The organism is Pseudomonas ficuserectae (assembly GCF_024584585.1).
Taxonomy (GTDB): domain Bacteria; phylum Pseudomonadota; class Gammaproteobacteria; order Pseudomonadales; family Pseudomonadaceae; genus Aquipseudomonas; species Aquipseudomonas amygdali.
Window position 1 is genome coordinate 5153997 of record NZ_CP085684.1, and the last position, 13487, is coordinate 5167483.

Annotated in this window: 14 protein-coding genes and 1 pseudogene; 13 read left to right on the forward strand and 2 right to left on the reverse strand. The window is 58.9% G+C overall.

Annotated elements, in window-relative coordinates; genetic code table 11:
- The first annotated feature begins 783 nt into the window (after window positions 1–783).
- From LJU29_RS22880 to LJU29_RS22940, 13 genes and pseudogenes are all read left to right on the forward strand, one after another.
- A complete protein-coding gene (locus tag LJU29_RS22880) occupies window positions 784–1617 on the forward strand; it encodes a methyl-accepting chemotaxis protein (protein ID WP_371321922.1) in 834 nt (277 codons plus the stop codon).
- Window positions 1618–1626: 9 nt separating this feature from the next.
- Window positions 1627–1995, forward strand: coding sequence for a response regulator (locus LJU29_RS22885; RefSeq protein WP_002553206.1), 369 nt, complete (start codon window positions 1627–1629; stop codon window positions 1993–1995).
- Between the two features lie 23 nt (window positions 1996–2018).
- The gene (locus LJU29_RS22890) at window positions 2019–2309 is read left to right on the forward strand and encodes an STAS domain-containing protein (protein WP_005732323.1); all 291 of its coding nucleotides are present in this window, start codon (window positions 2019–2021) and stop codon (window positions 2307–2309) included.
- Between the two features lie 46 nt (window positions 2310–2355).
- Entirely contained in the window at window positions 2356–4458 is a 2103-nt protein-coding gene (locus tag LJU29_RS22895) for a chemotaxis protein CheA (protein ID WP_122389952.1), read from the forward strand.
- A gap of 30 nt (window positions 4459–4488) precedes the next feature.
- Window positions 4489–6144: a methyl-accepting chemotaxis protein gene (locus LJU29_RS22900; protein WP_122322318.1), complete on the forward strand. Its 1656-nt coding sequence runs from the start codon at window positions 4489–4491 to the stop codon at window positions 6142–6144.
- A 50-nt stretch (window positions 6145–6194) separates the two neighbouring features.
- Window positions 6195–6734 carry a chemotaxis protein CheW gene (locus LJU29_RS22905; RefSeq protein WP_257111222.1) on the forward strand — a complete coding sequence of 180 codons (540 nt, stop codon included), beginning with the start codon at window positions 6195–6197 and terminating at the stop codon, window positions 6732–6734.
- 9 nt (window positions 6735–6743) lie between these two features.
- Window positions 6744–7553 carry a CheR family methyltransferase gene (locus LJU29_RS22910; RefSeq protein ID WP_122322316.1) on the forward strand — a complete coding sequence of 270 codons (810 nt, stop codon included), beginning with the start codon at window positions 6744–6746 and terminating at the stop codon, window positions 7551–7553.
- A complete protein-coding gene (gene cheD, locus LJU29_RS22915) occupies window positions 7550–8083 on the forward strand; it encodes a chemoreceptor glutamine deamidase CheD (RefSeq protein ID WP_005757201.1) in 534 nt (177 codons plus the stop codon). Before LJU29_RS22910 ends, cheD begins: the two co-directional genes overlap by 4 nt.
- Window positions 8046–9122, forward strand: coding sequence for a protein-glutamate methylesterase/protein-glutamine glutaminase (locus tag LJU29_RS22920; RefSeq protein WP_004663674.1), 1077 nt, complete (start codon window positions 8046–8048; stop codon window positions 9120–9122). The genes cheD and LJU29_RS22920 overlap by 38 nt, the downstream gene beginning before the upstream one ends.
- A gap of 66 nt (window positions 9123–9188) precedes the next feature.
- Window positions 9189–9341 (forward strand): annotated as a pseudogene (locus LJU29_RS22925) (M20 family metallopeptidase); the annotation flags it as partial.
- 178 nt (window positions 9342–9519) lie between these two features.
- On the forward strand, window positions 9520–9735 hold the full coding sequence (locus LJU29_RS22930; protein WP_257111223.1) for a hypothetical protein: 216 nt from the start codon (window positions 9520–9522) through the stop codon (window positions 9733–9735).
- A 64-nt stretch (window positions 9736–9799) separates the two neighbouring features.
- Complete coding sequence (locus tag LJU29_RS22935; protein ID WP_005745449.1) at window positions 9800–9976, forward strand: hypothetical protein; 177 nt, start codon at window positions 9800–9802, stop codon at window positions 9974–9976.
- Window positions 9977–10150: 174 nt separating this feature from the next.
- A complete protein-coding gene (locus LJU29_RS22940; RefSeq protein WP_122322315.1) occupies window positions 10151–10375 on the forward strand; it encodes a hypothetical protein in 225 nt (74 codons plus the stop codon).
- Between the two features lie 34 nt (window positions 10376–10409).
- On the opposite strand, the gene LJU29_RS22945 is transcribed toward LJU29_RS22940, so the two are convergent.
- Both LJU29_RS22945 and LJU29_RS22950 read right to left on the reverse strand, forming a co-directional pair.
- Window positions 10410–12026: an ATP-binding response regulator gene (locus LJU29_RS22945; protein ID WP_016981122.1), complete on the reverse strand. Its 1617-nt coding sequence runs from the start codon at window positions 12024–12026 to the stop codon at window positions 10410–10412.
- A gap of 76 nt (window positions 12027–12102) precedes the next feature.
- On the reverse strand, window positions 12103–13476 hold the full coding sequence (locus LJU29_RS22950; RefSeq protein ID WP_257111224.1) for a TolC family protein: 1374 nt from the start codon (window positions 13474–13476) through the stop codon (window positions 12103–12105).
- Between the last annotated feature and the right edge of the window lie 11 nt (window positions 13477–13487).

Sequence of the window (13487 nt, forward strand, 5' to 3'; positions counted from 1 at the left end):
TCCTCTCTTGAAGTGACCTGTGCAGCGCAGTCCGCAAGAACACCATCGTGCCCATGCTCCGCGTGGGCATGCCCTTCTGGACGCTCTGCGTCCTCCTTGAATTGACCTGTGCAGCGCAGAACTTGCGACGCAGAGCGTCGTGAAATTCATTCTTACGCTGGAGCGTGAGGAACGAGAGGCGTGCGGGGAGAACACTATCGTCATACCCTTCTGGACGCTCTTGAGTGAATCTCGCTCTGCGCCGACTTGCAGTGCCCTGAATACCCGCTATTTTTAGTCTGACCGGGCTCTGCGCGATGCGATCGGACGGAAGGCGCTCGTACAGGTATCAAGTTCGTCTGCACCGCGCAGATAACCATTGAGTCGTGTACAACGCTGCACTGTTCAGGGATCGAACCCATGATGTCGAATCATTCCAGCAGTACTCCTGCGCAAAGTCGTCCGCATTTCATCTGGTTTTCTCTGATTCCCGTCATACCTGCCGTTGCCTGGATCCTCACGCAATCCGGTACGAGTACGACCAATCTGCTTGCTTGTGCGGCACTGCTCGCTATCGGTCTCGGTGCCTGTGCACTGGCTGCCCGCACCCAGCAGAACGACGTGCGTCGCGCTGTTGCCCAAGCGCTGGACCATCACCAGGCACATAACGCTCAAACCAGCGCCATGGCCTCCCATGCACAGCTCAATGAAGTCTTTCTCGGTGCCATGCCGATCTGGGCCAAACAGGTCGAAAGTTCGCGCCAGCAGACCGAAACCGCCATTGTCGAGCTGAGCAGCCGCTTTATGGGAATTTCCGAACGCTTGCAGGAAACCGTGCAGGCCTCGCAGCACGCTGCCGGTGAGCTGGACGGTCAGAATGCCGATGGCGCTCTGAAAGTCCTGTCCCAGAGCGACAGCGAGCTGAGCCAGGTGATTGACTCCCTTAAAGCCACCCAGGCCAGCCGCGACCAGACGCTCTCCCAGGTTCGCAGCCTGACCGCCTACACAGGCGAGTTGCGCACCATGGCCGCGGACGTCGCAGCGATTGCCGCACAGACCAACCTGCTGGCCCTTAACGCCGCGATTGAAGCGGCCCGCGCAGGCGAAGCCGGCCGTGGTTTTGCCGTGGTAGCTGACGCGGTGCGCAGCCTGTCGAGCAAGTCCAGCGAAACCGGTCAGCAGATGTCGGCCAAGGTCGACATCATCAATAACGCCATCACGCAACTGGTGCAGGCCGCCTCCAGCGGTGCTGATCAGGACAGCCATTCGGTGGCCGCTTCCGAGCAAAGCATCCAGAACGTCCTGGAGCGTTTCCAGAGCATTACCGGTCGCCTGGCCGAATCCGCCGACCTGCTCAAGCAGGAAAGCTTCGGTATTCGCGACGAAATGACCGAAGTCCTTGTAAACCTGCAGTTTCAGGACCGGGTCAGCCAGATTCTCGCTCACGTACGCGACAACATCGACTCTTTGCACGCGCATCTGTTGCAGGCCAGCCAGTCTCCCGATGAGGCCGTCGCCATCGACGCCCGGCAATGGCTGGCGCGCATGGAGTCCACCTATGCGACCGACGAACAACGCCGCACTCACCGCGGCGAATCGGCCGCACAGCAGAGTTCGCAGGAAATTACATTTTTCTAGGAGTAGATCATGGCTAAGAGTGTATTGGTGGTCGACGATTCAAGCAGTGTCCGGCAGGTTGTCGGCATCGCGCTGAAAAGTGCCGGATACGACGTTATCGAGGCCTGCGATGGCAAAGATGCACTGGGCAAGCTGACCGGGCAGAAAGTGCACCTGATCATCAGCGACGTGAACATGCCAAACATGGATGGCATCACGTTCGTCAAGGAAGTGAAGAAGCTGGCCAGTTACAAGTTCACGCCGATCATCATGCTGACCACCGAGTCTCAGGAATCGAAAAAGGCTGAAGGTCAGGCGGCAGGTGCCAAGGCGTGGGTCGTCAAACCGTTCCAGCCAGCGCAAATGCTCGCAGCGGTTTCCAAGCTGATCCTGCCCTGAGATCAAGGGCCATGGAGGCCAGCATGCCAACCCCAGACGACAATCAGGCTGACGCCACCCGCGTGCAGATCGACGGCGAGCTGACGATCTACACCGTGACCGAACTCGCCGCCCGTTTGCTGCCACAGATCACTGGTGCCGCACGAGTGGAAGTCGACTTGTCGCAAGTTACCGAGATGGACGGTGCCGGCCTGCAATTGCTGGCAGTCATCCAGCGCGAAGCCGGCAAGACCGGGACCTCGCTGCGCATGACCGGGCAAAGCAAGGCAGTCACCGAAACCTTCGAGTTATGTAATCCCGGTGTCGTGCTGTAGCGCGTCCATTTGCATTATTGCCGAGTGATCGATCAAGGAAGTCATCGTGAGTATTAATCTCGATCAGGCACAGCAGACGTTCATCGTTGAAGCGCGTGAGCTTTTGCAGGCCATGGAGGAATCCCTCCTGCAACTCGAAAGCGAACCGGGCGATCAGGACGCGATTGGCGCAGTGTTCCGCGCAGCGCACACCATCAAGGGTTCGGCCGGGCTATTCGGGCTGACGCCTATCGTCAGCTTCACCCACATCGTTGAAGACGTGCTCGACCGCCTGCGTGAAGGCAGCGTGTCGGTGGACGCCGGGCTGATCGCAGTGCTGCTCAAGTCCGGCGATCACATGCTTGAGTTGATCGACGTAGTGGCCAGTCGTGGCCAGACATTGCAGCCACCAGCACTGGAACGCGAAGCGGCGCTGCGTCAGGCATTACAGGTCTATCAGGTGCCGGGCAATGCCCAGCCTGCTGACGAGGCACAAGCGCCGAGTGTGATCGATGAACAGCCTGCCGAAGTGCTATGGCATATCTCGCTGCGTTTTGGCGTAGATGTGTTTCGCAACGGCATGGACCCGCTGTCGTTCCTGCGTTACCTCAATACGCTGGGGCAAATGGTTCAGGTCACCACCGTCACCGACAGCATCCCGGCGTTGGAAGCGTGGGACCCGGAATCCTGCCACCTGGGCTTCGAGATCGATTTTCGCTCGTCTGCCGGGCATGCCGCGATCAACGAAGTGTTCGACTTCGTGCGGGAAGACTGCGCCGTAGAAATCACCTTGATGAGCGAGATAGCAAACCACGTCGAGCCCACTGGCACAGACCTGGTCTCGCAGACCGGACAAAGTCCTGCGGTTGCCAGCGGCGAACTGCTGGGTGACCAGCGCGCCGTGCCGCGTGCGCCTGCTGCGGCAACAGCTGTAGAGCGCCCTTCTTCGGCCAGCGAGCAGAAAAACAAGGACGGTCGTTATGTGCGCGTCAATGCCGACAAGCTTGATGAGCTGATCAATCTGGTCGGCGAACTGGTCATCGCTAGCGCCGGGGCCAGCCTGCTGGCCCGTTCGTGCGACAACGACCCGCTTCAGGAAGCCAGCTCGACCGTGTCGGGGCTGGTCGAGCAAATTCTGGATGGCGCGCTGCACCTGCGCATGATCCCCATCGGCGACACCTTCAATCGTTTTCGCCGCGTAGTACGTGATGTCAGTCAGGAACTGGGCAAGGACATCGACCTGATTATCAACGGTGCGGAAACCGAACTGGACAAAACCGTTGTCGAGAAGATCGGCGACCCGCTTATGCACCTGCTGCGCAATTCCATGGACCACGGCATCGAAAGCGCCGAAGCACGGCGCGCGGCAGGCAAGCCGGCAAAAGGTCATTTGAGCCTTAATGCGTACCACGACTCCGGCAGCATCGTCATTGAAATTGCCGACGACGGGGCGGGGCTCAACCGCGAGCGGATCCTCGACAAGGCCCAGCAGCGCGGGCTGGTGGCAGCTGGCGCAAGCCTCACCGATCAGGAGATCTACAACCTGATCTTCGAGCCCGGTTTTTCTACCGCCGAGGCCGTCACCAACCTGTCAGGGCGTGGTGTCGGCATGGATGTGGTGAAACGCAATATCACCTTGCTGCGCGGCACTGTGGACCTGGACAGCCAGCCCGGTCAGGGCACCATCGTGCGCATTCGCCTGCCGCTGACGCTGGCGATCATCAATGGTTTTCTGGTCGGTATCGATCAGTCGACTTACGTGATCCCGCTGGACATGGTTCAGGAATGCATCGAGCTGGACGAACAGAATCGTCACCTGACCCGCGACAGCGGCTACCTCGACCTGCGTGGCGAAGTGTTGCCGCTGGTCTACCTGCGTGATCACTTCAACCATGAAGGCCCCGCTGCACGACGCCAGAACGTGGTGGTGGTGCGCTACGCCGAACACAAGGCCGGGTTGGTGGTAGATGACCTGCTCGGCGAGTTCCAGACCGTTATCAAACCGCTGGGCAAGCTGTTCGGCGCACTGCGCGGCATCAGCGGCTCGACGATTCTGGGCAGCGGTGCGGTGGCGTTGATTCTCGACATACCGGCCTTGCTCAACCAGATCGTACAAATGGAAGCCCGCTCGACCCAGGCGCCTCAATCCCTATTGCCCACTTCTCGCTGACGGATTTGCAATTCCCAAGGAGTTACTTCAATGAAATGGTTTTACGATCTGAAGATTTCCACCAAGCTGATTACCTCGTTTCTGGTGGTTCTGGCGTTGACCGCGGCCATGGGAGTCTTTGCCATTATCCAGCTGGGCCAGGTCAACCAGGCCGCCCAGGACATCAAGGAAAACTGGATGCCGTCCATGCGCGCGGCGTCGGGCATGCGCTTTTACGCAGCCAACTTCCGGCTGAAGGAAAACCGCCACATTGCCGCCGACTCTGCCCAGGAAAAGGCGCAGATGGAGCTTGAGGCAGCAGAAGCGCGCAAACAGTTTGAAACGCGGCTGGCCACGTACGACAAGTTAATCGTCAGCGATCAGGACCGGCAGATGTTCAGTGCCGTGAGTGCCTCATGGTCCGCCTACCTGAAAGTCAGCGACAATCTGTTCGCTCTCTCCCGGCAGGGCCAGGAGGCCGAAGCGCGTGCCTTGCTGCGCGGCGAGTCCAAACTGCACTTCGACGAAGTCACCAACCAGTTGCAAAAAATGGTCGAGCTCAACGACGCTGGCGCGACTGCCGCTGGCGACAAAGGCACCAGCCTGTACGAAAGCGCGCGCATCTCGATCATTGCCGTGCTGGTTGCAGCCTTGCTGGTCGGCCTGGGTCTGGCGCTGTTCATTGCACGGATCATTTCCCGCCCACTGAAAGAGGCAGCGACTGCCGCCGAGCAACTGGCCGAGGGCAACCTGAACGCCCACATCGGGCACGGTTCCAAGGATGAAACCGGCATGGTGCTGAACGCCATGCGCAACATGGTCGGCAAGCTGTCACACATTATCGGCGAAGTGCGTAACGCCGCCGACAACCTGGCCAGCGCTTCGGAAGAAGTCAGCGCCACCGCGCAATCCATGAGCCAGGCCACCAGCGAACAGGCGGCCAGCGTCGAAGAGACCAGCGCGTCGGTCGAGCAGATGAGCGCCAGCATCAACCAGAACACCGAGAACGCCAAAGTCACCGATGGCATGGCCAGCAAGGCTGCCAAGGAAGCGACTGACGGCGGCGAATCGGTGCAGCAGACCGTCGTGGCGATGAAGAAAATCGCCCAACGCATCAGCATAATCGACGACATCGCTTACCAGACCAATCTGCTCGCCCTCAACGCGGCCATCGAAGCAGCCCGTGCGGGCGAACATGGCAAGGGCTTCGCGGTAGTGGCCGCCGAGGTGCGCAAGCTGGCTGAACGCAGCCAGGTGGCCGCGCAGGAAATCGGCGAGTTGTCGTCGAGCAGCGTGGACATGGCCGAGAAGGCCGGCAAGTTGCTGGACGAGATGGTGCCCTCGATCAACAAGACGTCAGACCTTGTGCAGGAAATCAGCGCGGCTTCAGAGGAACAGGCTGCCGGTGTTGCGCAGATCAACACCGCCATGACCCAGCTCAATCAGGTCACTCAGCAAAACGCATCAAGCAGCGAAGAACTGGCCGCCACCGCTGAAGAGATGAGCAGTCAGGCCGAACAGCTGCAACAGGCCATGAGTTTCTTCACCCTCGATGCATCGCCAAGGGCCGTCGCACAAGGCAGCCCTGTCGACGGCCGCAGCAGCCCGAACCGCCAGCCCCCGCGCCCACCGCAACAGGCTCCGCGCAAGGCGTTTGCGCAAAGCATGGCGGGCGCCCCGGACGAATCGGAATTCACTCGTTTCTGATGACTGGCTGCTGATTGCCGGCCTCGATAGCGATTCACAGGGAGAACGACATGGGCTCATTGGTCACGACTCGACAGACTGCCACGGCGGTCGAGGAAGAGGCGCAGTACCTGACTTTCATGCTCGGTGGCGAGATGTTCGCCATCGGCATTCTGGGCATCAAGGAAATCATCGAATACGGCAGCCTGACGGTGGTGCCGATGATGCCCGCCTTCGTGCGCGGGGTGATCAACCTGCGCGGCGCTGTAGTGCCCGTGGTTGATCTGTCGGCGCGCTTCGGGCGACAGAACTCGTACATCACCCGGCGCTCGTGCGTCATCATCATCGAGGCCAGCAGCGAGGACGGCCAGCCGCAGGACATCGGCCTGCTGGTCGATAACGTCTCGGCGGTGCTGGAAATACCGGCCTCGCAGATCGAACCGCCACCGAACTTCGGTGCGCGCATTCGTGCCGACTTCATCAGCGGCATGGCCAAGGTCGACGGCAAGTTCGTCATTGTCCTTGAGGTCGATCGGGTGTTGTCTATCGATGAAATGTCCAGCCTCGCCGAAGCAAGTCAGTCGCTGCCTTCCGACGCCGACGCGACGTGAGGCCTGCACATGCCTGATACAGCGTCGCTCACCGATCGCGAATTCGGCCAGTTCCAGAACTGGCTGTACAACGCTGCGGGCATCAAACTGACGCTGGCCAAGAAAGCGCTGGTCGCCGGCCGTCTGTTCAAGCGTCTCAAGCATTACGAGCTGGACAACTATGGCGAGTATTTCAAGCTGATCATGAACGATCAGCGCAACGGCGAGCTGCAAGTGGCGCTGGACCTGCTGACCACCAACGAAACGTACTTCTTTCGCGAACCCAAGCATTTTGATTTTCTGCGCCAGCAGGTGCTGCCCAAGGTGGCGCCGGGCAAGGTATTCAGGGTCTGGAGCGCCGCCAGTTCATCTGGCGAAGAGCCTTACAGCCTGGCAATGACGCTGGCGGAACAATTGGGCACCACGCCCTGGGAAGTGATCGGCTCGGACATCAGCACCCGCGTGCTGAGCAAGGCGCGCAGTGGGCATTACCCCATGGAACGCACCGAAACCCTGCCCCAACCGTTGTTGTTCAAATATTGCCTGAAGGGCGTTGGCCGTCAGGAAGGCACGTTTCTGATCGACAAATCGCTGCGCAGCCGGGTCAGCTTCGTGCAGGTCAACCTCAACGAGACCCTGCCCGATCTGGGTGAGTTCGACGTGATCTTTCTGCGCAACGTGATGATCTATTTCGATCAGGAAACCAAGAGCAAAGTCGTGGCGCGTTTATTACCGCGCCTCAAGTCCGGGGGGTATTTCATCATCAGTCATTCGGAAAGCCTCAACGGCATAAACGACCTGCTGAAACTCGTCTCCCCGTCGATATACCGTAAGCCATGATCAAGCCCGTCGGCGTGGCCGAAATAGTCCTGGCTCCCGGCGAAGTGGTCTTCGAGACCCGGCCTGCGCGCTTGCGCACATTGTTGGGCTCGTGCGTAGCAATCACGTTCTGGCACCCGTGGCGGCGTATCGGTGGTATGTGCCACTTCATGCTGCCAGGACGTATTCGCAAGGGTCAGCCACTGGACGGCAAATACGCTGATGAAGCGATGGAGATGCTTATTAGCCATGCGCTGGCCAGCGGGACGCTTCCGGAGGAATATCAGGTCAAGCTGTTTGGCGGCGGCGAGATGTTTCCGGCGCAGCGCCACGACCAGCAGATGCACAACGTCGCAGATCGCAACATCAATGCGGCGCTGACGCTGGCCGACCGGCATCGCCTGAAGCTGATGGCTCAGGACCTGGGCAGCACCGGTCATCGCAACATCATCTTCGACCTGTGGAACGGAAACGTATGGGTCAGGCACCAACCAATGGAAGCAATCGAAAAAGATGCCAAACAAAAAAATCAGCGTATTGCTGGTCGATGATTCGGCCGTCGTTCGCCAAGTACTCGTGGCCATTCTCAACGACACCCCCGATATTCATGTCATGGGCGCGGCGTCGGACCCGATATTCGCCATGGCCAAGCTGGCTCAGGAATGGCCGGACGTCATCGTGCTGGACGTGGAAATGCCCCGCATGGACGGCATCACCTTTCTCAAGAAGATCATGAGCGAACGGCCGACACCAGTGGTGATCTGCTCGTCGCTGACCCAGAAAGGCGCAGAAACTTCGTTGCAGGCGCTGTCTGCCGGGGCGGTGGAAATCATCACCAAACCTACCACCGGCCTGAAGAACTTTCTCATTGATTCAGCCGCCGAGCTGGTCGCGGCAGTCCGCGCAGCGGCGAACTCCAACGTCAAAAACCTCGGTAAGCGCACGGCTCCGCCCGTTCTGGCCCCGGCAAGCAAACTCACCGCAGACGCCATTTTGCCCGCAGCCAGCGGTCACGCCATGGCGCAGACCACCGAGCGCATTGTGGCCATCGGCACCTCGACCGGCGGCACTCAGGCACTGGAAGCGGTGCTGACTGCCCTGCCCAGAGTCTGTCCGGGCATGGTCATCGTTCAGCACATGCCGGAAAAATTCACTGCCTCGTTCGCCGAACGTCTCAACGGCTTGTCGCAGATCGAGGTACGCGAAGCCAGAAACAACGACCGCATCCTGCCCGGCCTGGCCCTGATTGCGCCCGGCGGCAAACACATGATGGTCACTCGCAGCGGTGCCTATTACCACGTTCAGGTCATCGACGGCCCACTGGTCAACCGCCACCGCCCTTCAGTGGACGTGCTGTTTCGTTCGGTGGCCAAATTCGCCGGCAAGAATGCTACGGGTATCATCATGACCGGCATGGGCGACGACGGCGCACGCGGTTTAAAGGAGATGCTTGATGCCGGAAGCTCGACAGTGGCTCAGGATGAAGCCAGTTGCGTCGTGTTCGGCATGCCCAAGGAAGCCATCAAACTGAATGCTGCGCAGAGGATCATGCCACTACAGGAAATTCATCAGGCGATATTGCACCGATGAGATTGGAGGAGCGCCCTGGCTTGGGAACATATCAAGGTCAGGTTCGCCCGCATCATCGTGAAGACAGGCCCAAGAGAGCCGAGCATGGCCCACAAGGTGGATGAGTATTGTGAGGTCAGCAAACTTCAACAGTGCGTCGAGCTGTATGCCGGTTTGATCGAAGACTGGGCAAACATTCAATCCACCGCTGCAGCACAACACACTAACGCATCACAATAATAGCCTTTTAATATTAAGCCACTGTCTTAGCACACCTGTACTATTTCTTTAGCCTGCGCACTGGTTAAGTATTGTAACGGCCACTAACACTTATCAGGCAATGACTGAAATGCCTGTAATGCGCTAATGGCTTACTGACCAGAAACTTTGAAATAACACGACAAACAGGTGATTTCAAATGAATAAGGAATTAATGATGCGCGAACTCGACAATGAAGAACTGGCACAGATCGGTGGCGGTATGACAGTAACAGAAGGCTTGACAGCCATCGGTGTAGTAGCCGCTGCTGTGGCGGTAGCTCCGGTGACTGCGGTCGAGGCTGGTGTCATATTGGCCGGCGTGGCAGGGGCCAGCGCGATTGACGCCTTTCAGACCTACCAGATGGCGCAGTAACACGCCTTGCCATTTCGGGTGGGCAGCGCAGTGCAGGCACCTACCGGGAAAACAGGAGAACATTATGATGCCCGATCGTCATAAGCTCTTTGGGAAAACCGTCAATTCGTCGAGACTGTTCTGGCTGGCAGCGCTCGCGTTTCTTATTGCCGCCAGTATTGATTTTCAATGGCATTACATTGGCCTTGCCGGCATGTTTACAGCGCTGGCCGCCACCGCTCGGCGTCGGCAGGAAACCTGACCAGCCCAGACTCATGATGAATGACTTGATCATCTAACCTCTTGCAACGGTTGGTCCGGCTGCAAAACTCACAGAACGCCAGCGCCTGGATACAACCGATTGCACACGAGGATCAAGCCGCCCGACCGCCCACTTGGTTTATAGTATTTTTCAATAACGACCACGAGGTTTGACATGATTATCCGCAATCAGAAAACCACTGGAACCACCGTCGACAATTATTCGGTTCATGCTCATGTACTGACCGACGCCGAGACGTACAGCGTCTCCGGTGGAGCCGATTTCACTATCATGCCGGTGCCTGGCATTGGTGTGATCAAACCGGACCCGATCTGCGTGTATCCATTCCCTGACGTGCCCCCGCCGTCGGATATTCGCGGGCCATTCATTACTGCCTGATGCCCCGTTATTCCCTGGCCCGTATGCACGCAGGTCAGGGAGTACTCATCCGCCGCTCGCGAATCGAGAGCAGGTTCAGACGCAGTTCCGAAGGCCGCAACGGCTTGGACAACACTGACACTTCCGCGCCCTGCATTGACTCAAGCACGACTTCCACTTCCCTCCCGGTAACAATCAGCGCAGGCACATCCCAGCCACGGGCAGCTCGTATACTCTCGATGCAGTCCAGACCATTGGCCACTGTGCCCAGATCGTAATCGGCGACGATAATGTCGCAATGAGTGGTGAGCCCCTCCGCCGATCGGGCGGTCTGCACTTCGCATCCCCACCTTTCAAGCAGCGCTGCGGTGGCCATCAGAACGTTCTGGTCGTCCTCCACCAGACACACCCTGACCCCTTTGAGCAGGCTCTCGCCCAATGCCTTCTTGGGTACCACCCGAACAGGCGCGCTCACCTCTTCAAGCCCATGAATGGTGACCGTAGTCCCGCGGTCTATTCGCGAGGCAATCGCGATTTGCACATTGAGAATCTGGCTGAGCCTTTTGACGATGGACAACCCCAACCCGACGCCCTCCACGTCTTTGTCGCGCACATGGCGGATGCGGTAGAACTCGTCACAGACCCTGGGCAGATGTTCGGCAGCAATACCCCGGCCCCGGTCATACACACTGATCGACAGACGCCCAGCATGGCTGCGCACACCGATCAGCACCGGGTGATCAGGGGCATATTTGAGCGCATTAGAAATGATGTTCTGCACCATCGTGGCGAGCAACGTGGCATCGACCCTGACCCAGCGTCGACAAGGTCGCACCCGAAGCTCTACACCGGCCCAGCGGGCAGCCGCAGTGTTCTGATGAGCGACTTCATTGAGCATGTCACCCAGATTGACCACATCCGACTTGGCTGAAACCTTGCCGCTGTCCAGCGTGTAAATATCCAGAATCGAGCGAAACAGCTGCGACACGTTGTGCAGGGAGCGATCGATATTATCGACCAGTTGACGCTCATAATCGCCCAGCGGGCTGGACCGCAGGCAAGCGGTAAACATGCCGATGGAGTGGATGGGCTGACGCAGGTCATGGCTGGCCTGAGCCAGAAACCGCTCTTTCTCGCGATTGGCCACGGTCGCCTGCTCTGACGCCTCGCGAGCCCTCACCAACAGAATGTGCGCGTAGCCAGGCACCAGAATAGTGACGGCGACGAGCATCAGGACCATAAATGGCTGCGCCTGCCAGTACGGCGTCAATTGATAGATGACCAGTATCGCCAACAAGGCCAGGGACGCCGCAATTGCAAGATATCGCGAACCAAAGCGCATGCCGTTGCCTAGAGTGACCCAGACCATCACGCTGAAAACCGGCAGTGTTGCCTCCCCGCCAACGATCAGTCCGACGGAAATGGCAGTGTAGTCATGCACCATCCCGAATACACGGCGCAACGCAAATACACCTGGATAGCTGATGATGTGCTGGCGCAAGATCAGAGAAACCACCAGAAAGCCCGCATAATAGAAAATGATGGGCTGATAGGTGGCAACCTTGAGCCCCGGCAGAAGGCCAATCAATGATACATAGCTGATCGCGAACGTCGCCACGATCAACCGCAATGTGGCCTGATCCAGTTCAGCGTTTTTCTTTCGGTCTTTCATGGACGCACCTCGTTGTGCAGGGAGCGCAGTACATTCTTGCGTCCATGCAGTCGATCACCCGGGGCCTGTGACGGCATCAGTCGCCGATGTTCAGGCTGCCAAGGTCAGATGCCAATTGCAGCTTGGCGTTATGCCAGTTGACCAGAGACTCCACGCGTTTCTGGGTCGCCGCGCTCAGATCGTTTTGCGAGCGCAGAAGCTCAAGAATACTGCCAACGCCTGCTTTGTAACGACCCTGGGCAATTTCGTAAGACTTGCTGGCACTCTCGACAAAAAGACGACTGATTGCCAGCGCCCTTGTTCTGGACTCCAGGGTCTGTCGACTCCTCCAGACACTGAGCGCAATACTGTTTTCAACCTCGTGCAGGGCCTGTTCGCGGGCGGCGCTTTCGTAACGGGCGGCCCGCGCTCTGCGCCGATTGAGAAAGCCATCGAAAATCGGCACGGTGATTTGCACACCGATAGTCCAGGTGTTCACCTCCTGACGGGTTGAAACCTGCTCGATAGGCGTGTCCTGACGGCTGTAATTGCTGAACAGCGACACCGTCGGCAGCCCCTGGGCTTTTGCCGCATCGGCCTTGGCCTGGCTTGCCGCCCAGTCGGCGCGGGCCTTTTCGATAGCCGGATGGGACGCTCTGGCCTGCTCCATCAAACTATTGACGTTGCCCAGAAACACCCCTTCATCAGCCCCGGGTTCATCCAGCTCAACCAGCTCAACCAGCTTGAGCGGTGCCGACGGCGACAACCCCAGCTGACTGGCCAACTCGCCTTGCACCGCTGCCAGATCGCCCTCCGCCATGACCCTGTTCAATTGTGCTTCGGCATAACTGGATTGAGCCTGGAGACGATCCGTCTGCTCGCCGGCACCCTCGCGATACTTTGCGTCAGCGGCTTTCAGACTGTTGGCCGCCAGACGCTCGGCGCTGATTCTGGCGTGTAACAACGCCATGTTCGCCTGTACTTGATAGAAAACCCGGGCGGTGGCAAGCATCGACTTCTGCACCTCTTCGATCCGGCTGCTACTGGCGACATTCAATAACTGCCGGGCGCTTTCTACTTTGGCGGCGCGCAGGCCAAAGTCGAACAATACCCAGCTCAGGTTGAGACCGTAGACGCTGGTGTTGGAGTTCAACCTGGAGTCGGCTTCGGGAAAACCCGGGTAGCGCGTGGTCTTGCCAGCCCGCCCCTTTTGAAACTGCCCCTGCACGGTCGGATAGTAAGCCGAATGCTCGGCGTCCAGGTCAGCCTGCCGTGCCAGCTCGGTCAGCCAAACCTCACGCAATTTCGGGTCGGCACACAGCGCAACAGACACGGCCGTTGCCAGACTCAATGCGTCTGGCAGACGACTGGAGCCGGGGCACGCGTCCACACGAGCATCGGCCAGGCACAACGACGCCATTAACAGGCCGAACGCGCTCAACAGGCACTGCCAGCCAGCGCAACGAATCATGCCCCGCCGCC

Coding starts and splice junctions, on each gene's coding strand:
- LJU29_RS22880 (WP_371321922.1), top strand. CDS start 784: ATGGGAATTTCCGAACGCTTGCAGGAAACCGTGCAGGCCTCGCAGCAC.
- LJU29_RS22885 (WP_002553206.1), top strand. CDS start 1,627: ATGGCTAAGAGTGTATTGGTGGTCGACGATTCAAGCAGTGTCCGGCAG.
- LJU29_RS22890 (WP_005732323.1), top strand. CDS start 2,019: ATGCCAACCCCAGACGACAATCAGGCTGACGCCACCCGCGTGCAGATC.
- LJU29_RS22900 (WP_122322318.1), top strand. CDS start 4,489: ATGAAATGGTTTTACGATCTGAAGATTTCCACCAAGCTGATTACCTCG.
- LJU29_RS22905 (WP_257111222.1), top strand. CDS start 6,195: ATGGGCTCATTGGTCACGACTCGACAGACTGCCACGGCGGTCGAGGAA.
- LJU29_RS22910 (WP_122322316.1), top strand. CDS start 6,744: ATGCCTGATACAGCGTCGCTCACCGATCGCGAATTCGGCCAGTTCCAG.
- cheD (WP_005757201.1), top strand. CDS start 7,550: ATGATCAAGCCCGTCGGCGTGGCCGAAATAGTCCTGGCTCCCGGCGAA.
- LJU29_RS22920 (WP_004663674.1), top strand. CDS start 8,046: ATGCCAAACAAAAAAATCAGCGTATTGCTGGTCGATGATTCGGCCGTC.
- LJU29_RS22930 (WP_257111223.1), top strand. CDS start 9,520: ATGAATAAGGAATTAATGATGCGCGAACTCGACAATGAAGAACTGGCA.
- LJU29_RS22935 (WP_005745449.1), top strand. CDS start 9,800: ATGATGCCCGATCGTCATAAGCTCTTTGGGAAAACCGTCAATTCGTCG.
- LJU29_RS22940 (WP_122322315.1), top strand. CDS start 10,151: ATGATTATCCGCAATCAGAAAACCACTGGAACCACCGTCGACAATTAT.
- LJU29_RS22945 (WP_016981122.1), bottom strand. CDS start 12,026: ATGAAAGACCGAAAGAAAAACGCTGAACTGGATCAGGCCACATTGCGG.
- LJU29_RS22950 (WP_257111224.1), bottom strand. CDS start 13,476: ATGATTCGTTGCGCTGGCTGGCAGTGCCTGTTGAGCGCGTTCGGCCTG.